Here is a 20,659-nt window from a genome sequence, read left to right as displayed (position 1 = left end):
CGGCATTGTAGTTTATTAGTCCTGTTGCATATTTCCAGCTTATACGCAAGGCGCAGTCACGATACCACAGAGTAAAAAGAGTAATCTGCACGTATAAAAACAGCCGATCCAGTAAGCTCTGAGCCGCTAATTATTCCTACCTGTTTGGCTGGAATCCATGCAAACATCAATAACATGCACCCATTTCCCACGCCTGATCTCCGTCACCTATTACCTCACCCCCCAATCAATCATATCTATATTTTTCTCAGAAGATCCGCTCAAAGGATCTCTTTTAAGCGCCACCTTAAAGCAACTGACAGAGAAAAACCCCATGCAGGCAGGAAAATATTTCCCGTTAATTTTTGCATCCGTGCTTTTACCAGCCCCATCTTTTGCTGACGTTCAGTGCGGCGATACCATTACTAGCGCTGAAATAATGACTGAAGACATATTATTCTGCACTGCTATGCCGCCAATCACCATATCCGGTCCTAGCGGCAATCTGGATATGAACGGGTTTACCGTGCACTGTGCCGAACTTCCCGTGCTAAATACTGGCATTATTTTGTCTGGTCAGGGGGCTTTTCTCTCAAACGGGACTATTGAAAATTGTTATACCGGCGTCAGCGCAGAGGACTCGGGATTTCATGGAATTTACAATATCCTAGTGCAAACTAACGAAATAGGTATTTCCCTAACCAGCAATAACAACTTTGTTAGCAGTTCGACAATTTCTTTAAATACCGAAATGGGTATCTCTTCCGATGGGGATTTTAACAGCATACTTTCAAATGAAATTGTAAATAACGAGAGGGACTCTATTGTTATCCAAGGGGACTATGCACTCGTTTCGCAAAACACCATAGAGCCAGTAACTGGAAGTTTCGTAACAGGAGAGAATGGTATCGTTATCGGAAGCTCGTCCGGGGGTATTATTACGCAAAATACCGTTTTAAATATTATGTTTAGCGGCATATTGATGCAGGAGTTTGCGCAAACCAATTACCTTATCACTGGCAACAGAGTTGATGCGGGCGGCTTCGGCGTTGGCTTCGACCTTAATGATGCCAATGCGGATGCCTGTACGTCTTCCAATACATGGATCTCTAACACTTTTACAACTGCTAACCCCAGCTGCCTGGATTAAATTTTTGTCTAACAGGAATGTATATGCCTGTAGATAGGTTTAGAGAAAGATAACACCGAAGGAAAGGCAATAAAAAAGTGACCTGGCTGCGGGGGAGAACCAGGTCACTGAAAGGGTTTGGGTGGAGGCTATTCAGCCCCCTGGTTTTTAGTCTTGGTAATCGATGGTCATATCAAAGTTGCCTTCAACACACTTGGCATAGTCGCCCTCATTCAGTGCTGAGTAGGCAGTCTGGTAATTCACCAACTGACATGCGTAGCTCTCATTATTTGGGGTATCCGCAGACCATCCCCAATCTTTATCCCAGTAAATATCCAGGGAGGCTGCACCACCAGTCTGGAACTGCCCCATATTGGCACAACCGAGTTCTTCATCTGCCGGAATTTCTACACCGAAGTATTCCGCTGTGCTCTGGTAGTACTCGATCCGATACTGTGAGCGGTAGTCTTCAGTACCAGAACTACATTCGATGGCCCCATTAATAATATTGGTGGTAACACCGAATCCAGAAGTCAGGTTATTGGCCAGATCCACACTGTTCGGTTCCCAAGTGCCATCGATTACATGCAGGATGCTTGGCTTGGGTGGCTGTGGATAGACGAAGAAAAAGATAGAGCTCGCCAGGTTCAACCAGGTATCCGCTACCAATTCCGGGGCTTCCAGCAGGGTGTAAATATCGCCGTACATCGCCTGGGAGAAGGGACCGTAGTTATAGTTCCAGCTCAACTGCTTGGCGCCGCGGCCGAAGTAACTCTTATAGCCACCATCACTATTGATCGCACAGGGCCATGCTTCTGCTGCCCAGCTGCTGCTGGCATCACAGGCGCCGTAGCCACCGGAAGTATCTTCTGTCCAGCCAATTTCCCGCAACCAGTACAGGCCCTGGCGCCATTCCGGCACTTCCCAACCTGTTGCGTGGGCACCGGTTTCCTGGGCGTAGTGTGCAAACATTACCGCCATCGACTTGCGACAGATCGCCTCGGCATCACGGCCATCGGTATAGTCACCACAGAAAGCTGGGAACTTGGCTACGGCACGGAGGAAATTGGTGTAGGTGTACTCTTCCGCTCTGAGGGCGAAAAGGTAATCCCAATCTTCTTCAGATAGGATGCTCTCAACGCGGAGGACATTTTCAGGGTTTGCACTGCGGCCAGGTTGAACCGCCTCAACCACGGCATTGTCCCGGGTTTCGACGGTATTCTTTACTTCCTGAAGCAGGGAATCACTGCTGGTAATCGACTCTTCCGCAGCTTCCAGTTCGCTGATGCCCATCACATAGCCATCAGCTGCGGCACAGCCATCCTGGCTAATGGAGACCTCGTCTACATCACTGGCTTGAGTGGAGTCAGAAGCCGTCAGCTGGAAGGTGTAGGTTACATCGCTGTATACCTCAGACAGGGTCACTGAGGTAGCGCTGCCGGTATAGTTGGTCATCTTTACAACCGGGCCACTGGTTTGGCTCCAGATGTAAGAGATATCGCTGCCGCCGGTGCTGCCAGAGCCATCCAGATTAACCGTTCCACTACAGCCTACATTGATACTTGAGGCCGAGATATTTGCGGTTACTGAGCTTTCAGAACCATCGGTATTATCATCATCCTCGTCTTCATCGGTATCGTCCACCGCGAGGTTTTGCACGGTTATCTGTGCTTCTTCAGTAGTGTCACCATCACTGACGATCAGGCTAAAGACATAGCTCACATCAAAAGTGCTTGATGGTAGGGTAACAGTGGTGGATGCGCTGGTTGCAGAGGCAATATCTGCTTCAGGTGAGGCCGGGGATAATTGGGCCCAGCTGTAAGATAAATTGCCGTCCCCACCGGAGGCACTGGCATCAAGTGTTACAGTGCCACCACCGGTAATTTGTGTCTGCGACACTGAAGCACTGACCGTAATCGGAGTGCCGTCGGAATTATCGCTGCCATCGTCACTGTTGTCGTTATCGTCGTTATCACTGCCGCCATCGTTGCCACCGGTGCCGGTGTCGTCATCTGAGCCGCCATCACTGGAGCAACCATCCGCTTCCTTAAGAAGCCAAGGGGAACCCCAGGTATTTTCAGCCGTTAATGCATCGGTGGGGTGGTCGTCACCATTAGCCCACCACTGGGCAACAAATAGGTCGCCGTCGTAACAAACTTCTTCGCCTTTGCGATAGTTTTGACCGGAAATATAAGTATCGGAGCCACTAGTGCCACCACCACTGCCGGAACCTGTATCATCATTGTTACCAGAATCCGTATCTCCGTTATTACCGGTATCAGTATCATCATCAGAGTCGTTGTTATCACCATCACCAGAATTGGAGTCATCGCCACCACTGGTATCGCACGCACCTGACTCCTCCAAAATCCAGGGGGAGTCCCAGCGGTTTTCTGCTGTCAGGGCATCCGAGGGAATTTGAGAAGCTGTTGCCCACCATTGAGCTTTATATAAGTTTCCCCCGTAGCAAACCTGGCTGCCACCGGTATAACTCTGCCCCGCAACGTAGTCGTCGGCGGGTTGTGCCGCACTCAAACCTTGAGCGCCCAGCATCAGCGCCGATGCTATGGCTGTGCGAATAAAAATATGGCTCATAGAATCTCCAATTGTCGTTTTTAGGGTTCTATTTAAAAACGCAGCTTTATGCGATGAGGCAACCACCGAACTGCTAGGTATTACTTGTAAAAATAGATATTAAGAGCTCGTGTGAATGATCTGTAACGGATAGCGTTTGCGATTTGAGCAGTAGACAATTATGAAATTGTTTTATGCGATCAAAGTCATTGAGCTCAGCGAAGGGCAACATCCCCTCTCCCGTTATTATTCACTCGATTAAATGCAGCTGCCTTTGCGCCCCTTAAAAACCTTTACAAATACTTACTTTATTTTTGTACGCTGTTCATATAACCCCATACGTACACAGCAAATTCGATAAACCCCAGGGGGAATGGTTCCAGACATACAGAAAATATTTCGTGACCACCTAGACATAGATGATGTGCGAAAGTGAGCAATTATTATTAAACGAGGAATTAATTACAAAACACAAAGAATAAGGGGTTTATAAACCTCAAATACAGCTTTAACTGGCAAATTATTCTAACCGATGGATCGGGAAGTATATGAACAGGGAAGAGATAGTTGCGACCCAATGTGACTTTGAGAATTTCTGGAGCCGTATCCGTCATCATTAATGGAGTCAAGTGCTAATTTTATGAATAAATGAGAACAATTTCCCAATACCACTGTGACCCACAGACAGTAAATAATAAATTAAATAAGTACCAACCTTCTAAAAAGTGACTTTATTCTCAAGTTTAAAGTACTTATATCCCATGGCATTCCCCCCACTTCATACGACACTTAAGTCGGCAATATCAGTAGTAATAAGCCGAAACTAGCAACCCTTCACCTTATCGACAGTATCAACTCATCGCCATAAGCCTCAAACAAATATGTATTTTGATTAGCTCAATATTGGGAGTTTTCTGTGAAGCAGCACCATATCCTTTTTGCGGTCATACTTCTTTTGCCAAGTATGGCTATTCGCGCCGACAGTAATACTTCCTATGTGGAACAGACCGGTGATGGAAATCTGGCAGTCGCCGATCAAACCGACCCCTCCGTTGAAAATAACCTGATAGATCAGTCACAGACAGGTAATACCAATTCAGCTGAAGCTGTACAAACTGTAAACTCTTCATTTAGCTCGATAATTCAAACACAAACCGGCAACAGCAATGATGCTTCTTCCAGCCAGGAAGAAAGCAACTCAACAATGATATTGATACAACAGATTGGCGATAACCAAATTGCATTGAGCACCCATTTTCTCACAGAAAATACTGTCGGGGAGATTTACCAGGAAGGGCAGCTGAACGATGCTGAGATGCTCCAAACTGACTCACTCAATGATACTGGCTACCTATTTCAATCAGGACAGAGCAATATAGGCTTTGTTCGCGCCACGAGTGGTGAATTCCATACCGGGTCATTATTCCAAACAGGAACCTCAAATGACGGTGTCCTTATACAACTGCGTGGTGCCTTCTACACGGCAACAGTTACACAAAACGGTGTAGGAAACGAGGCGACAAGCGCACAGAATTTTGGCGAATCCATTATGAATGAAATAACCCAGAGCGGCGATAGTAATAATGCGAGTGTGTTGCAAATATTCATTGAAAATAGCTACGCCCAATCAAGTCAAATTGGATCAGACAATATTTTATTTACCCGACAAGAGGGAGAATTTATGAATATAAGCACGACACAGGTCGGTATGACTAATGAGATTACAGCAAATCAGGGTGGCTCTTTGAGTTTTACTACAGCTCAGCAAAATGGGCTGGATAATTTTATGGAAATTTCACAAGATGAGATGAATGGAAATATCACCGCTAATCAGGCCGGCAACGGGAATACCGGGATGATATTCCAGTAGTAATAGTAGGAATAAACCGTGGGAACACTCACTTTCCGTTGACTTACAGAGAGCTTAATGTGCCCCCAAACACAAAGGGAAATACTTTAAGGGCTTTTGTGCCTGAGATTATTTTCTTTACACTTCCTCTCTGGCACACCTGCTACCTAATGGCCAACAAAAATTATACGCTGATAGGTTCAAAACTTGGTGAAAACACTCTAAGTCGACCCTCACGCTTCTCCTCGCTAAAGTCACAACTGGTCAACCTAAACATCAATACATATTCGGAAAGGCAATGAGTATCGTGAATATCCCCTGGTAAGAACGCACTACAGTCACCGGGCTTCATTTGATAACAGCCCCGGCTCACCAGTTGTTCACTGTCGTCTTGATTGAGCAAACCATAGGTAGACATCTCCACTTCACCATGTTGCACCGCGTAAAATACCCAGCCATTGCCATGATTATGTGGTGGACGATAGAGCCCACGAGGCTCCACATGAGCCAGTAAGATAAAACCCTTATCTTCGTCACGGTATAACTCTACACTGGGTTCTTGGCGACTGTGTAGATCAGCCAACCATGCTTCATCAGAATTTGATGACGCCAATTTTCCCAGGGCCTCTCGACATCTCACAATCGATGAAGTATCAAGTCCCTGCCAATTCGCTTTAAGTGCTTCAACACACTGTCTCAAAGAATCCGTCACTGATTGGTCCTCCTAAAGCTCTCTCGATATCTTGTTGAAAATTACTGCGAATCCACAAACTCAAGATACAACTTGAAGCCAGCTTTAAGTCAACCAGATCTGTGCCTGAATTTTTAGCTATTGAGCTAGTGGGTGAAGTGTAAAAACGTTGGCCTGGAAAATAGGAATAAATCGGGAAATAAAGATGGGTATTAATAGCTCCAGCAGTTATTAATACCCGCGAGTGTTCACTAAAACGAAGCACTCGCTAATGGGTTTACTTTATAGCTCTGGAGGTTATCGTTAATTTAGCGCTTTGGAAGCAAGCTTGCTGGCAAGAATAGACACCACCTGTATTGTTAATGCGGTTAACAAGAACACTGATGCCAGGCGATAAACGGCATTGAGACCATCCGCTATCTGCGAAGGGCTCATGTCTTGCAGGGGCTGGCTGGGTACAAGCCCTACAAAAATCACACTCATCACTGAAGCTCCGGTCAACAAACCCAAACCTCGTGAAAGGCTGAGAAACCCGGAAATACGCCCACGAACTTCGGCCCGGGCGCTATTCATGGTCATAGTATTAACTGTCGACAGGTAGGTTCCGTAACCCATTGCCATAGTGACGGAAAAAACCAGATAGCCTACCAAGCCCTGCTCCACCCTGAGCAGTCCCATTCCCAAGGCTCCACAAAGCAAAATTACCAGACCCAGTAATACGATACCTCGACTATTGAATCGATCCACGGCTCGACCGGCAAGATTTGAACAAGCAGCCACCATAAATGATCCGGTTGTCATCACCAGCCCTGCGATAAAAAGGTCCAGATCCAGTGCCAGAGTCAAATAAAAAGGCCCTACAATCAGGCTGCTCATTACCGATGAAGCCACCAAAAAGTTTCCAGCCACATTCGCCAAGAATGTCTGCTTCCCAGAAGATTCCGTAAATCCGTCACGCAGGGGTTGTACTTTCTGCCTGACATAAAACAACCCCACACCAAATATCACCGATAGAGCGATAGCAATTCCATTAACCGCGGAATATCCCTCTCCCAATGGTTTAATTGCCAGGGTATAAAAAACAATGCTAAAGAACAGGAATGCTGCGGCCAGGTAGCGTTTGAATCGACTCCTGCCATCAACAACTTCGCTGACTATGTTTTCCGGCAGAGTTCGATATGCGAGAAAGAACACCCCCAATCCCACCGGCACTACCAACCAAAAAATGGCCTGCCAATTCAGATTTTCGACAATCAAGCCGCCCACAATAGGGCCCATGCCAGTCCCAACCGCAGACAGGCTGCCCAGTAATCCAATTATCTTTCCCGTTTCACTTTTATCGAAAACATCGCTGGCAATAGCCATCGACACAGCCACGAACATCGCGGCACCGACCCCTTGTATTGCGCGGAAAAAAACCAGAGTCCAAACATTGAAAGACAGCGCGCAAAGTAATGTCGATAAGGTGAATATCAATCCGCCACTTAGAAACAATTTCCTGCGACCCAGCTTGTCACTGAGGCTTCCGGCAATAGGCAGGGTCGCAGTCATACACATCATGTAGGCCACGGTAATCCACTGAGTATTACTGAAGGAAGCCCCCAAGCTTTCGATTAATACAGGCAGCGCCATATTAATTGCACTGACTCCCAAGGCTGCGAGCAAGGTCGCCAAACACAAGGTGACCAGGACTCCTCTTTTGGAAACCTGAGCAGCCTCTTGGGAAATTGGGTCTTCGGAATAACTTTTCGCGGTGTGCATAAGCTGAACTTTGACTTGCCAGTAATGACGCGTGAAACTAGCATACAACTTCAAGTGAGCTTGAGGTCAATAAGCGATGAATAACAGGGAAGAACTGGATATACGCGAAGTCTCCAAACTGTCGGGACTCCCCTCTTCCACACTTCGGTATTATGAGGAAAAAGGCCTGATAAAGTCATGTGGTCGTCGGGGAATTACCCGAATTTTTAAAGCCACAGTGATAGAACAGTTGTCCCTTATCTCCCTTGGCCGCTACGCCGGTTTTTCCCTGGATGAAATTGGCGAGATGTTTTCCTCTAATGGCAACCCCGCTATCGACAGGGAGCAGCTCCTCGCCAGGGCCGACGATCTGGAAAAGAATATCCGCCGACTCGAAGCTATGCGCGATGGGCTACGTCATGTGGCCAACTGTCCCGAGGTCAATCAGCTGGAGTGCCCCAACTTCCAAAACTTGATCAGGAAAGCGACCAAGTTACAGCATAAGGAAAACAGGAAACAGAAGCGACGCTGACAGAATAGCAGCGAATAAAGTCAGGAGACACTAAACTCTGTCATCATTCCCGAGTCCTCGTGTTCCAAAACATGGCAGTGCGCCATATAGGGCATATCCGGCATCGCCGGTAGCGGGAAACGAACAAATATTTCCGCTTTGCCGCCATCGGATATGGGCATCGTATCTTTCCAGCCGCGCATATAGAGTGGCGGTTCTGCATTATTATATTTCGTGACTCGAAACTGGCAGCCATGGATATGTACCGGGTGTAGCATTCGGTCCTGTCCTTCTGAGATCTCCCAGCGCAGGTCCTTATTCCTCGCAACCTTAAACCCAGGCTCGGTAAATGCAAAGGAAACCCCATTAATCGCATTCGCAGTTAGCTGCTCTTTTAACGGCAATGCCGGCCCCTCAGTAATTAGCTTCAATACTTTGGCCACCACATCGGGGTTGGTCGTACCTGCGGCAACCATCTGCGGCAGCCCCGTTGCACCGATCACAGCTTGCGCCTGCTTCTGTCGGTTCATTTGCATCACCAGCTTCTGACTGATTGGTGGCAGGTTTTGGGGGATCTGCGGCAGGGATACCAGGCGCTCCGGCAACTGTCCTTTTCCCTCGGATGTTCCAGGCACCACACTGAGAAAACTGTGGGCCTGATCAAATGGTGGCAGGCGCATTATTGGCTGGGGCACTGGCAGTGTTTGGAAGTCGAAAGGCTTGCCATCGCGGGTGTCGATCATGACTTCGTAGCGCTCTCCTGCAGCAATAGGCAGTACATCTACTTTCACTGGTTCCGAGAGAAAACCGCCATCGCTGGCGATCACGTAGAGTGGTCGCTTGTCACTGGTGGCAAGCCGATAGTTGCGTCCGTTGGAACCATCCAAAATACGGAAGCGCACCCAGCCTTTAGGTGGCCTGACCACCGGATTAATAACGCCATTAACCAGAAGTCGATCCCCACAATAGCCCGCCGCAACCGTCACTTCGTTAAAGCGATGGAAGAACTGACCATCATCGGTAAAGCGGCGATCCTGAATCACTAACGGAATGTCATCCACACCCCACCGCGAAGGTATCGGCAGTGCATCGCCTTCTTCATCATCGATAATAATCAATCCCGCCAAGCCGTTGAGTACCAACTCGGCAGTTGTCGGGTAGAGGTGGGGATGAAACCACAGAGTGGCGGCGGGCTGGATTATGTTCCAATCTACGGTCCAGGTTTCTCCAGGCTTCAATGGCATATAGGGGCCACCATCGGCATTGCCGGGTACGATCAGTCCATGCCAATGCGCAGTTACATTTTGCGGCAGATGATTGACCACGCTGACGGTTACTTTCTCGCCCTTACGCACCCGTATCGCCGGACCTAAAAACGGACCATTGAACCCATAAGTACGCGTAGTCACCCCCGGTAGGAAAGACTGCTTGCCCGGGCGCGCTGCCAATTTAATCCGGCCTTGCCCATCTGCACGCAACTCCGGGGGAATCGGTAAAGCCTGACGGCGACCCTTCTGTGCCTGGGCAGCTTTGGAAGTCGACACCCCTGTTAGCAAGGCCGCCCCCAATGCGCCAGTGGCAAAACAAAATTCCCGTCGCGACAATTGAGCCATGGGTCCACCTCCCTATGCGCCATAGCTCCATGTGTCTAGGGCACTGGTCATTTTTATCCCCAGAAATCTTAGACGGCTTATTCCAATGGCCCAGTAGTATATTGCGACAACTGTACACTCAATACAGAGTGGTACCCTGGTGCACAACTCCGTGATCCACAGCCCTTGTGTTCTAAGCGAACTCGGTTAACCTTGCCCTCGAAAAGTTAGTAGTGAAAATAAGAAGAGTAATCCCTATGCCGTTTCTTATTCTATCCATCCTTATTCAGGCAGCTTTTGTAATTCACGTGCTCAAAACCGGGCGCAACACCACTTGGATTTGGGTTCTGGTGATGCTGCCCATGGCCGGAGTTATTGCTTACCTGGTCCTGGAAATCCTGCCGGAATTAAACAAGTCACGCAGTGCCAAAAATGCGCGCAGGACGGTACGGGAAACACTAAATCCCAATCGGGATATCCATCAGGCTGCACAAGAGTTGTCCCGTTCCAATAATGTGGAAAACTCTATGCGCATGGCCGATGAATGCGTGAAGCGCGGCCTTTATCACGAGGCAAAAACTCTCTATGAAAAGTGCCTTCAGGGGATTCATCAGGATGACCCTGAGCTGATGTTTGGGTTGGCTCGCTGTCAGTTTGCTCTCAATCTGTTTGAATCGACCAAAGAGACACTGGATCAATTAATCGAAAAGAACCCCGAATTTAAAAATCAGGATGCTCACTTGCTTTACGCTCGTACACTAGCGGCATTGAAGCAAGTAAAAGAGGCCTACCACGAGTATGAAACGCTGTACCAATACTACAGCGGACCAGAAGCGACTTTTTACTTTGCCTTATTCTTGAAAGATCAATCCCAGGTGGAAAAGGCCAATGTCTTGTTCAATGAAATCCTCGATAAATCCAAAACACTGGGCAAGCACTACAAAGCGACTCATAAGCAGCTGTTAAAGCAGGCAAAACTGGAAGTATCCTGAACCAATCGCAACATTCGGCTCAATGGTAAAAAGGCTCCCAATATGATTTTGGCGGTAGATGTAGATTACCGGGACCCCGGAGCAATGGTAGCCGGGGTCGGCTTTGAGGATTGGTCAGCTCCTGACCCCGAGCAACTATATCTCAGTCAAATAGAGAGTACCTTGGCCTATGAGCCCGGTGCTTTCTACAAGCGAGAACTCCCCTGTATCCTCACCCTAATCGAGGAGCACAGGATAGAAGCAGAACTGATTGTTATCGATGGTTATGTATTTCTCGGAGGGGAACAAAAACCGGGGCTGGGTGTCCATCTCTACTCTGCTCTCCAGCAGGAAGTTCCCATCATCGGTGTCGCCAAGAAACCGTTTAAGGACACCCCTGTTGAGGCGGAACTGCTGCGGGGAAAAAGTGTAAAACCGCTGTATATCAGCAGCCTCGGTCTCCCTTTGCCGGAAGCCAAAAAATTGGTGAAAAAGATGCATGGAGACCACCGTATCCCCACTTTATTGAAACGCGTGGACCGCGAGTGTCGGAAGTCCCCACGATAGTTCCTGAGAGAATGAAAGGCAGTCATCGCGCCATTTACCAGTCACATCCCTGGGACTTTCTTCCTACATTTTCAATACTTATTTCTCATATCCTACCCCTTCGATGCCAGCAATAATTTTTCTATTCGGCGGGAAATAGCTACTGAAAGTAAAAGCTACCTGGCATCCGTTTATCCCATAGGGATAATTTGGCGCTTAGATAGACGGCTAGAAGTAGCTAAGATCCCATACTGATGTATTCGGCTCGTAGTTTTTGATGTCCACTTGTGAAGCGCGAGTGGACGATATTCATTAGCAGCCCCGAATGGGCTCCTTGGAAGTTTTGTAGTAAAGGAGTTACTCATGAAGTTATGCGCCAGTATTGCGACACTCGCACTGGTTGCCTTTAGCGGCAATGCGCTGGGCACCAACTCTACTGACTTGGAACAAATCGGTTCAGGTAACTCAGCAAATTCCGATCAAACTGAAGCAGGTTTCGGCAATACTATTATCAAACGCCAAATAGGTGATACTAATACTGCTACCGCCACTCAAAGTGGCGGTGTTATTAACAGTAGTATTCAGAGTTCCCAGATCGGCAGTCAAAATGAGACCACGATATCTCAATCCGGTGGTGCTTCTCTAAGCGCAACCAATACACAAATCGGATCGCAAAATACTTCCGAGATCACCCAAGAACTCTCTCTCGACAGCCAGGTATCTATTCTGCAACTCGGTACCTCCAATGCTTCCACTATCGAACAGCGCTTTGGCAGCGGTAATACCATTACCAATATCCAGGATGGAGACAGTCACTTTTTTATTGGTCGCCAGGAAGCCAGTGCTAACGGCAGCATTTTTGTATTCCAGGACGGCGAAAGGCAAAGTGCCGTGGTAGAGGAAACCGCAGGCAATATAGGCAGTTCCGTTTTAATCTTTCAGTTTGATCGGGACGACTTCGCCACCGCCAGCCTGGTTGCCACAATCGATGGCACCTTGGACATACTGCAGGATGGCAGCGATATCTATGGCGGGCTCGCACAATTTGCCAGTGTCAGCAGCAGTATGACCTTACGGCAAACAAACAATCGCCACTTCGCCTTTGCAACCCAAGTAGACAGTCTGTTCAATGACCTTCTGATTATCCAAAGGCTCGGCGATGCCAATATCACCTCGATTACCCAAACCGGTGCCTTTAATACCCTTGAGTTGCGCCAAAATGGCGGGGGCAACAACGCGGCTTTAGAACAATCCGCACTGAGTAGCAGTATCGATATACGCCAGACCGGTACCACCAACCAGATTACGGGTTCCCAGCTGGGTGCCGAATTCAACTCCATGAACAGCCAACAGTTCCTGATTGATAATGTGGTAGTTATTAATCAAGGCGGCTTACTGATCAGCGCGACCAATGAACAAACCGGTTTGCAGAATGTTGCCAATATCGAGCAGGCTGGAACAGAGGTAGATATATTCACCCGTCAATTGGGTTTCGATAACCGGGCAACGTTCGAACAAGCTGGTGAGTCTCTTTCAATAAGCTCCCGCCAGTTTGGCGATAGTAATAACATCACCATCACCCAGAGTGGCGATTCCAACTCAGCTTTTAGCCTGCAAATTGGTAACAACCACACAAAAGAAATTACCCAGACAGGTTCTAATGGCCGCGCTTTTAACTTCCAGATCGGCGGCGAGAGTAATACCGGCGTAATCATCCAATAATTTCAGCCAAAATTCAGAAGCCCCCGGTAATACACTGCGGGGCTTTCGATTGCGAAATCTACAGGGAAAAGAAGAAGGGAAAAGTCGTTGTGCAGCCCCGCGAGAGCGGGGAACAACTAGGATGCACTCCGACAACTTCTCCATCGTCGGTTTATCCCCGAGTATTCAGGGAACACCTTGCACAGAGCACAAAGGCCATGCCTTATCCGGTTTACCCCTGTAAAAACAGGGAACAGTCGCGCAAAAGGAGCGCGATCATAGCACACCCTCATTACATCCCCGAGCCTTCGGGGAAACATTTTCAGAACTAATGTCCGTGCGCTATCGGCTACGGTCCAGCCCCGCCCAGCGGGGGAACAAACTCAGGTGTCGGCACAACCCAACCCCACACTCGGTTTACCCCCGCAGCAGCGGGGAATAGCCCGAATCATTACCGTGCAGCTTTGACGATTTTCCACGGTTTAACCCCGCCTGGGCGGGGAACAGCCTCGGTTAAGATCGCCTTATTGCGCAATTACCGGTGCAACTCCGCTTATGCGGAGAACCTATTCGGAAAGGAGTGTATAACAGGATACCCTCCGGTTTAGCCCCGTATATACGGGGAACAGTATGAAGCTGGTTTGACCATCATCTCACCGGTCGATTTATCTCCGCTGATGCGGGGAACTCTCTAAATCTGCCTATTTGCTATCCGCTAAAGTCTCAGTATCGTTGCCGATACTTTTGAATCCCAGCCCTCACTCTCAAACACTTCCAGTTGTATAACAACTCTATTTATCCCAATCAGATTCGGCGGATTAACATCAATCCACAACCAAATGCTTTGGCCGGCCCCATACCCGCAAAAATATTTTTTATAAATAATTCGGGTTCAGTAACCAAAAGCTCTCCCCGGTAATCTACAGAACTGAAACCAGCACCGCGCTGCTTTTTATGTAACAAATTCCAACGATACCCATTGCAGTGAAGCTTTGGTGGGTAAATATCAAATCCGAGGCGCGTCCCCCGGTGAATTAACCAGCTGCGGGCGGCAGTTTGGCTGACATCCTGTAACCGGGTTTCAATCTGCCCCTGGTCAAACTGCTCCGGCTTTTCCTGCACCAAGCTCTGCTTCAGCTGCCCTTTGCCACCTTCAACAGGTAAACCATGCAATTCGCACTGCTCCCTCAACCAATGGTATTGGGCATCCATCAGCACATCGTGCCGCTTGCCGCGCTTTTGCCCTTCGGTTTTACGAGCGACTGTAGGGTTCGCCCGCAGGCGAAAGGCCAGCCGATCCCCGGGGTTTAAACGGGGCTCGAAGATTTTAGTCTCTACCAAAAATATCGGATTGTCCTGCGCAGGCCGGACTTTAGACAGCAGGTAATACACCGGTAGGTTGCGTTTGCTAAGCAGCTGTTCCCGCGAGGATTCCTCACGAAATAAAAAACGCTCATCACCCTCGAAAAGATCCCACAAGATTTGATGAATACCGTAGCTGTTTTCGCTGAGCAACCGTGACAGCTGCTTCTGCACCGCCAGCGAGGGAGATAGTTGAACTCTGGATAGATACATAGCCGCTCCCTTATGACTGCCAGAGATTTTCAATACGCGGCTGGAACTGCCAGCGCTTGCGAGATAGGGGCTGATCGAGACGGCTAAGCCGCTGTACAGATCCTGCTGAAAACACTCCATCTTCCGCAGAGAAATCATCCAAGCTACCCTCCCAGTAGTAACGACAACTCTCTTCAGTGGGCAACCAGCGCTCCTGCCGGGCCCATTCCGGTTGGTAATCCAGCAACTCCGGGGAATCATAATGATCCAGGGCGCTGCGGAAATTATCCGCACCGATCACCCGTGCGGCAGTGGGGGCTGAAAGTGGAAATGCTTTTCGCCCCAAGTAGAGGTGATACTTTGGCCGGGTTAGGGCTTCACACAGCTCCGCCAGAGTCCAGTTAGCCTCTTCACAAGACCTCATGGCCACTATCGCCTGCGCATCCACCAGATACTCCCTGCGGGATAACAGGGTTCCCAGGCGCGCTTTCCCTACAACCAGCTCATCCCGGCGCGTATGGTAGCGGCGCTTGCCGGCGGAATCTGGGACCTGTACCGTGTGGAAATCCTTTAGCAAAGTACCGACATTCAGCACCTTTACCGCCTGGCGATATTGCCGGGCCAAGTTCTGATGTAAATCCTCTCGCTCCCGGGGTATCCCCAGTGCCGCACCAAATAGTCCCGCAATAGCGGATTTACCCGGATAGTGTGCGCTGTGGCGGGACTCTCCCACAGCCACTTCCCCCCAGGAAGCCATGGCACCGTAAAGACGAAATACTAGGTATTCCATAGCGCCACCTATTCGCTGACAAAGGCCAAAAGTTCCTCGATATTACCTTCGCCAGTTACAGCATTGAGAACATAGCGGCTATCGGCACAATCCCCGTACACCTTATCGAAACTCTGCAATTGCTTTTGCAGTGCATCAATAGCGTCATGGGCGTAATCCTCGCTATAGCGATCAACCGGCTTCAAGTAGGCCGCAGAGAGAGAGCGCGGTTGCTGGTCACCGGCTTCGGCCACGACATAAGAGGCATAGGCACGGCTGGCATAGCTGTTTTGTTTACCGCTGGGAGAAACTTTAAGGATTGTCTCAGTCAGCGCAGCTACAGCTCGATCGGCCAGGGGTTTATCCCCGCCCAGGTTTTCAATTAGCAGCTCTTTGTTAATGCAGATATAGGAATAAAATAATCCCGCAGCAAAACCCGCCTCCCCCAAGTGAGCGGCACCGGCATCCTCGCTGCGATCATTCAAATCGTCTACCGCAGTAAAGTAATCATCTTCAATCACTACAGAGTGAGCCGAGAGTGCATGAGCCACCTGGCACGCCGCTTCCACGTTATAGGTGGGCTTGGAAGCGAGCATACGGCCAAACAAGGCGATATCCACCGCCATGTTTTCCTTGCGCAATAAATCCAACTCTGTCTTCTCCGGCTCCCGCCCCTCTTCTGCCATGGTTTTCAGTAGTGCATTGATCCCGTTTTGCTCGGCACTACTGAGGTGAACCAACTGCTCGATTTCCAAATCGGCCAAAGGGTTATCTTTTTCCGGCTTTTTTAACTTACCGAATTGCTCGGCAATTTTCTGTGCCCACAATTTGGCCTTTTTCTCAGAGACACCCAGTTCCAATAAAGTCTCATAGGCCAGTACTCCCTGACGCTTGGTTCTGATGCCAATTAGGCTATCCCCCTGCTCCGTTGCCAATACCTGCTGGAACAACTCTGACGTTCGCCAGTGACGCTTAAGGCTCTGGGAAGAGATTCGCAGGCGATCACAACCTCCCATCTTAGCTGTTTTTGGCCGCCCCAAGTCATCCCGGTTCAGGTTCGCAGGGGGATAGGCGGTCAATACATGCAATTGAATAAAGCGGCTCATAAATCTCTCCTTGTTGCGACCGTCAGGCCATCACATTACTTCGATTCATTTCTCAGGTATCTGATCAACAGTCACTGTCAATCGGTCTGGCTTTGCTCTGTGCTTAGTGTTGTTATGGGAATAGCATTTAAAAATTCTTTAGGCCCCTAAGACACCTTTAATTTGTAATTCTCTAAATACTTCTCAGTCTGGTAATACGGCGTAGTAATCAGTTGCCCAACGCACAGCCAGACGTTCCTGTGGATGCCTCGCTGGAATCGTGCGCATCTCTCTCTGCCAGTGCAGCAAATCATTGGCAAGAGAAGCTATATTGGCTCTGCCATCCAGCAGGGCCAGGGCCCGTACTATGCGGCGGTAAAACTCAGCCGTATCGCGACTTTTTTGCAACTGAAAAAAACGCAGCTCACTTAAAGGGGGGCGCCCGCCTCTCTCCCGGGGCATAGCCAGGGACCGGGCAAAACTGACATCCATAGCCTCGCTGCTGTCAACATCAATTGTTTTGCTAGTGTTATCAGTTTTTACGTGTGCAATTACGGTGGCTACCAGAGCCGCATCTTCGATACGAATTTGCTCATCTTTCTGCCAGCGCTCGGGCATATCCTTTAAAAAACGGATAAAGGCGGGAGTAGGCATTACATCCATGGGCTCTACCGCACGGCGCAAACGCGCTCGGTCGGCCCGGCCAGCTTTGTCATTGAGCCAGCGGTGCCACTCGCGCAGTCGGCTCACATCTGTATCGCTAAGATATTGATATCCGGCCATCACAATTCCTCCTGTTGTTGCTCAACTTTGGCTGTATTATCCAGAGTTTTTAAACTTGCCAGGCTGGCGAGCTTATTCCTTAAAAGACGTCGCGCCCGGGTCACTCGCTGCAATTTCAGGTCTTCCGCAGAGCCCTCCATTGACCAATGATCAAACTGCGCAAAGGCCGTTTTTTTCAATGTGTGTGCCCAGGCAATAGCCACTGGTGCAGGTGTAAATTGGGATTTCTTGGATTCGAGGGATAATTGCTTGAGCGAGTGATAAAACTGGCTTTCCGTCGCCTGCCAAAACGCCTGATCGACAAATGAAAAATCCCCTTTAGCCTCATTAGGGTTATTAAACCAGGCAGCCTTGACCCTAAAGCGCAGCTCTTTCAAAGTATCTTTTGCAGCCGTTAAAAGCTGCCCTGCCAGCTGAATAAATAGCGACCGGTACTCGGGGGAAATAGGCAGTACTGGCATTTCCTGTTCATACCAGCAACGCGCTTTCATATTGTCCATGTCATAGCCAAATCCCCACAGGCGTACATCGACATTCAAATCAAGTTCTTCGAGAATTTCCGCATATTCCTCATGGAACAGGCGCACCACCCGGCTCGCTTCATCACCATTTGAATGGTCATTCCACATAAGCCCCAACCAGTGCCGATAACCGAGACCACTCTGTTGACCTTTCAAACTCAAGGGTGGGGCTTTTTTCTTGGGATCACATCGATAGGGCGTAAGGGGATGAATCCAGGGACCCTCGTAATTAATGCCATAATTCTTAGTGGTATATTCTCGGATTAATTGATTCGTCTGCTCTCCACAAAGATCGCAGTAACCCTTGCCTTCTCTCGGGATATGGAAACGTATCCTGCGCGGCATACCCCAGTACATTTGCAGCGGATGGGTATCATTGGGAGACGTAGAGGAACCTTGTTTGTCAGAGAGGCGAGAGGGAACGAGCCAGGGGAAGATACAACTATCAGAGCTTTCAGACCTCGCCCCAAACTCCTCTTGTGGCAAGATATTGAGCCACAATTTCTGCCAAAGGTTGGCATCTTCTGCCTCTGGCATTATCAATGTGGTCAAAGGGCCACCACCACGCAAACTCGTTCTATGCCCCACTCCTCCAGAGGGGGCGTTAATTTGCAAGGTAAACAAGGCACTAGCGGCACAGCTGGGACATACACCTTGCACCCTACCGCTCTTAATAAATAGATCCTGATTATCTCTGCAGGTTTTACTGCCCGGAGCCTCAATCAGTAGGGCCGCAATTGACTTTGATTCCCCATCTCTCAGCTCCAAGTCCTGCATAAATGCAGGCCCGGACTCTTGAAATAATTCAAAGCTGGGGACATAGCACTGTAGCCGTGATATTAGTGTTTCCTCAGTAGGCGCCTTTTTCCAGTACCCCCCCCAATCATCGACACTCTCAGGTGCAAAAGCTGTTTGCAACAGGCCGATTAAAAATTGGAACAGCGCCCCGCGAAAATCCGGTCGTACCGTGCAAATGTCTACGATAGGATTATCCACCTCGGCAATTTGCCAAGGAGCAATTCTTTCCTGCATACCGCATCGCCGGATAATTGGCAGCCAGGAATCTTCAACCAAATTCACCACGATCCTCCCTGATCCAGTCTCCGCCCTCTTACTCCGTTATAGCCATGCTTTTTTCAAGAGCTAGAGGGAACAGTTACACTCAGAGCAGTGCGAGCGCCTCTGCCTCATTTTTGAGTGCTCAATCTCTCAGCGTCACTGCCGGGACACTAATTCCGTTACCTTATGCCACTCTGACTGGGGAAAAATGATCTGGCTCAAGTCTGGGCATCTTTCTCACTTTCCGCACCGGAAATCAGGGTAGCGCCTACTACCTCACACAAAGAAAAGTGCTCAGTTATCGCATAGACCACACACAAGATAAGGGTATTAATCCCATTCGCCTCTCTATATGAGAATATTCCTGTACAGACAATTCCCCCACCCCTTAGCCTGCATCAGCTATTGATATCAATTGTCAATCAACAGATACAAAAAAGCCCCTTGATGGGGCTCAAAACTAGCAACAGATTCTATTGTGAAGGAAATTTAACGAATCGGTATCCAGCTCAATACTAAGTTCATCACTTTTAACCGGCCGGTAGCTATCGGCACTGAATCGCCACTACTAATTCGTTCAACCCTTACCGACTTCAGATAAAAGAAAAGACTTTATTAACTACTTCTGACTCTGCTACAGAGCTGACATCATTTCTATTAGATGTGCGGTGATCCACTACTTTTGATTGTATGGATATACTCGATTGGAGTTCGACTGTGAAAGTGCCGGCAATTATTACCGACACTTTCATACTATTAACTAGAAAATTTCGTAGGTGAAAACTTTTAAATTTACATCTTCAATAGCCTCTAAATCACCCTGAATATCAACTGTCAAGGTATCGCACATATCCGCGGCAATTGAACCATTATCTATCGTTAAGACTACTTCATTGCGAAAATCTGAAATGGGCACATTCGTATAAATATTTTTATCGTCCCTATCAACCCCTATTGCAGTTTGAGTACCATCTTTGGCAACACAACTTGCCGTGATCGAAACGTCATACACATAGTCAAAAATTCTAGGATGATTTCTAGTGTAGCAACGCTCCCCCCTATGGGAATAACGACAAACGACATCTGGCCTCAACCGTCCCAAACCAGATACAATCGCAGTAATATCGAAACTGATTTCTTGCGCACTATCACCCAAGATATCAATCTCAGCAATTCGCCGAGTATCCGAAGTATAAGAGTACTCAGTAATATTGTGCTTAACGCCGCTAATAAAAGTCATTTCTGCAAAAGACTGACTCGCTAACAACAAGGCAAACACCGGCAACACAGAATTCAAAAACTTCATTTTTCATCCTTAAAAAAATAATCGCGCAGGCAGTATAAATACCCAAATATTAACTAGCAAGAAGATCCAAACAAAAAATTAAAATTATAAATACTTCAGAAATTACAGCAAAAAAACTATATATTCAGGCTGCATTCACACTCAGTATGCCTTACAAAAATCTCAAAAAATATAAATCAAAACTTAAATTAACCGATTATTTAAATCTTCATTTATCTTTACTCGCCACAAAATGACAGATCACAACACCCCAACCAAACGACAGGAAACCACTTAAAGACAAACTTAGCTTCTATTTG

At 48.3% G+C, this 20,659-nt stretch carries 16 protein-coding genes; 6 read left to right on the top strand and 10 right to left on the bottom strand.

What is annotated here, in order from left to right:
* Positions 1–157 precede the first annotated feature (157 nt).
* Positions 158–1,129, top strand: coding sequence for a NosD domain-containing protein (locus ACJJI3_RS21025; RefSeq protein ID WP_444940835.1), 972 nt, complete (start codon positions 158–160; stop codon positions 1,127–1,129).
* Between the two features lie 147 nt (positions 1,130–1,276).
* On the opposite strand, the gene ACJJI3_RS21020 is transcribed toward ACJJI3_RS21025, so the two are convergent.
* Positions 1,277–3,703, bottom strand: coding sequence for a glycoside hydrolase family 19 protein (locus ACJJI3_RS21020; RefSeq protein ID WP_444940834.1), 2,427 nt, complete (start codon positions 3,701–3,703; stop codon positions 1,277–1,279).
* 895 nt (positions 3,704–4,598) lie between these two features.
* Between ACJJI3_RS21020 and ACJJI3_RS21015 the strand changes: the two genes are divergently transcribed.
* On the top strand, positions 4,599–5,552 hold the full coding sequence (locus ACJJI3_RS21015; protein WP_444940833.1) for a hypothetical protein: 954 nt from the start codon (positions 4,599–4,601) through the stop codon (positions 5,550–5,552).
* A 163-nt stretch (positions 5,553–5,715) separates the two neighbouring features.
* Here the strand turns inward: ACJJI3_RS21015 and ACJJI3_RS21010 are convergent, their stop codons facing one another.
* Entirely contained in the window at positions 5,716–6,243 is a 528-nt protein-coding gene (locus tag ACJJI3_RS21010) for a hypothetical protein (protein WP_444940832.1), read from the bottom strand.
* A 282-nt stretch (positions 6,244–6,525) separates the two neighbouring features.
* The gene (locus tag ACJJI3_RS21005; protein ID WP_444942580.1) at positions 6,526–8,031 is read right to left on the bottom strand and encodes an MFS transporter; all 1,506 of its coding nucleotides are present in this window, start codon (positions 8,029–8,031) and stop codon (positions 6,526–6,528) included.
* A 28-nt stretch (positions 8,032–8,059) separates the two neighbouring features.
* Here ACJJI3_RS21005 and ACJJI3_RS21000 point away from each other — a divergent pair, with 28 nt between their 5' ends.
* A complete protein-coding gene (locus ACJJI3_RS21000) occupies positions 8,060–8,494 on the top strand; it encodes a helix-turn-helix domain-containing protein (protein WP_444940831.1) in 435 nt (144 codons plus the stop codon).
* A gap of 20 nt (positions 8,495–8,514) precedes the next feature.
* On the opposite strand, the gene cueO is transcribed toward ACJJI3_RS21000, so the two are convergent.
* Positions 8,515–10,086 carry a multicopper oxidase CueO gene (cueO, locus tag ACJJI3_RS20995; RefSeq protein ID WP_444940830.1) on the bottom strand — a complete coding sequence of 524 codons (1,572 nt, stop codon included), beginning with the start codon at positions 10,084–10,086 and terminating at the stop codon, positions 8,515–8,517.
* A gap of 236 nt (positions 10,087–10,322) precedes the next feature.
* Here cueO and ACJJI3_RS20990 point away from each other — a divergent pair, with 236 nt between their 5' ends.
* The 3 genes from ACJJI3_RS20990 to ACJJI3_RS20980 all read left to right on the top strand — a co-directional run bounded on the left by ACJJI3_RS20990 (position 10,323) and on the right by ACJJI3_RS20980 (position 13,304).
* Positions 10,323–11,057, top strand: a complete 735-nt coding sequence (locus tag ACJJI3_RS20990; protein WP_444940829.1) for a tetratricopeptide repeat protein — start codon at positions 10,323–10,325, stop codon at positions 11,055–11,057.
* A gap of 12 nt (positions 11,058–11,069) precedes the next feature.
* A complete protein-coding gene (locus tag ACJJI3_RS20985; protein WP_444942579.1) occupies positions 11,070–11,603 on the top strand; it encodes an endonuclease V in 534 nt (177 codons plus the stop codon).
* Between the two features lie 342 nt (positions 11,604–11,945).
* Entirely contained in the window at positions 11,946–13,304 is a 1,359-nt protein-coding gene (locus tag ACJJI3_RS20980) for a hypothetical protein (protein ID WP_444940828.1), read from the top strand.
* A 783-nt stretch (positions 13,305–14,087) separates the two neighbouring features.
* On the opposite strand, the gene cas6e is transcribed toward ACJJI3_RS20980, so the two are convergent.
* The 6 genes from cas6e to ACJJI3_RS20950 all read right to left on the bottom strand — a co-directional run bounded on the left by cas6e (position 14,088) and on the right by ACJJI3_RS20950 (position 20,360).
* Entirely contained in the window at positions 14,088–14,858 is a 771-nt protein-coding gene (gene cas6e, locus ACJJI3_RS20975; protein ID WP_444940827.1) for a type I-E CRISPR-associated protein Cas6/Cse3/CasE, read from the bottom strand.
* A gap of 10 nt (positions 14,859–14,868) precedes the next feature.
* The gene (gene cas5e, locus ACJJI3_RS20970) at positions 14,869–15,627 is read right to left on the bottom strand and encodes a type I-E CRISPR-associated protein Cas5/CasD (protein ID WP_413663213.1); all 759 of its coding nucleotides are present in this window, start codon (positions 15,625–15,627) and stop codon (positions 14,869–14,871) included.
* 8 nt (positions 15,628–15,635) lie between these two features.
* On the bottom strand, positions 15,636–16,712 hold the full coding sequence (gene cas7e, locus ACJJI3_RS20965) for a type I-E CRISPR-associated protein Cas7/Cse4/CasC (protein ID WP_444940826.1): 1,077 nt from the start codon (positions 16,710–16,712) through the stop codon (positions 15,636–15,638).
* 183 nt (positions 16,713–16,895) lie between these two features.
* Entirely contained in the window at positions 16,896–17,474 is a 579-nt protein-coding gene (gene casB / locus ACJJI3_RS20960) for a type I-E CRISPR-associated protein Cse2/CasB (RefSeq protein WP_444940825.1), read from the bottom strand.
* Complete coding sequence (gene casA, locus ACJJI3_RS20955) at positions 17,474–19,075, bottom strand: type I-E CRISPR-associated protein Cse1/CasA (RefSeq protein WP_444940824.1); 1,602 nt, start codon at positions 19,073–19,075, stop codon at positions 17,474–17,476. The genes casB and casA overlap by 1 nt, the downstream gene beginning before the upstream one ends.
* 739 nt (positions 19,076–19,814) lie before the next feature.
* Entirely contained in the window at positions 19,815–20,360 is a 546-nt protein-coding gene (locus ACJJI3_RS20950) for a hypothetical protein (protein WP_444940823.1), read from the bottom strand.
* Positions 20,361–20,659 lie beyond the last annotated feature (299 nt).

It is taken from the genome of Microbulbifer maximicatervae (SeqCode), from assembly GCF_052466985.1.
The sequence above is the reverse complement of the archived record's forward strand: the minus strand, read 5'-3'. Positions and strand labels throughout refer to the sequence as shown.

Coding starts and splice junctions, on each gene's coding strand:
- ACJJI3_RS21025 (WP_444940835.1), top strand. CDS start 158: ATGCAAACATCAATAACATGCACCCATTTCCCACGCCTGATCTCCGTC.
- ACJJI3_RS21020 (WP_444940834.1), bottom strand. CDS start 3,703: ATGAGCCATATTTTTATTCGCACAGCCATAGCATCGGCGCTGATGCTG.
- ACJJI3_RS21000 (WP_444940831.1), top strand. CDS start 8,060: ATGAATAACAGGGAAGAACTGGATATACGCGAAGTCTCCAAACTGTCG.
- cueO (WP_444940830.1), bottom strand. CDS start 10,086: ATGGCTCAATTGTCGCGACGGGAATTTTGTTTTGCCACTGGCGCATTG.
- ACJJI3_RS20990 (WP_444940829.1), top strand. CDS start 10,323: ATGCCGTTTCTTATTCTATCCATCCTTATTCAGGCAGCTTTTGTAATT.
- ACJJI3_RS20980 (WP_444940828.1), top strand. CDS start 11,946: ATGAAGTTATGCGCCAGTATTGCGACACTCGCACTGGTTGCCTTTAGC.
- cas6e (WP_444940827.1), bottom strand. CDS start 14,858: ATGTATCTATCCAGAGTTCAACTATCTCCCTCGCTGGCGGTGCAGAAG.
- cas5e (WP_413663213.1), bottom strand. CDS start 15,627: ATGGAATACCTAGTATTTCGTCTTTACGGTGCCATGGCTTCCTGGGGG.
- cas7e (WP_444940826.1), bottom strand. CDS start 16,712: ATGAGCCGCTTTATTCAATTGCATGTATTGACCGCCTATCCCCCTGCG.
- casB (WP_444940825.1), bottom strand. CDS start 17,474: ATGGCCGGATATCAATATCTTAGCGATACAGATGTGAGCCGACTGCGC.
- ACJJI3_RS20950 (WP_444940823.1), bottom strand. CDS start 20,360: ATGAAGTTTTTGAATTCTGTGTTGCCGGTGTTTGCCTTGTTGTTAGCG.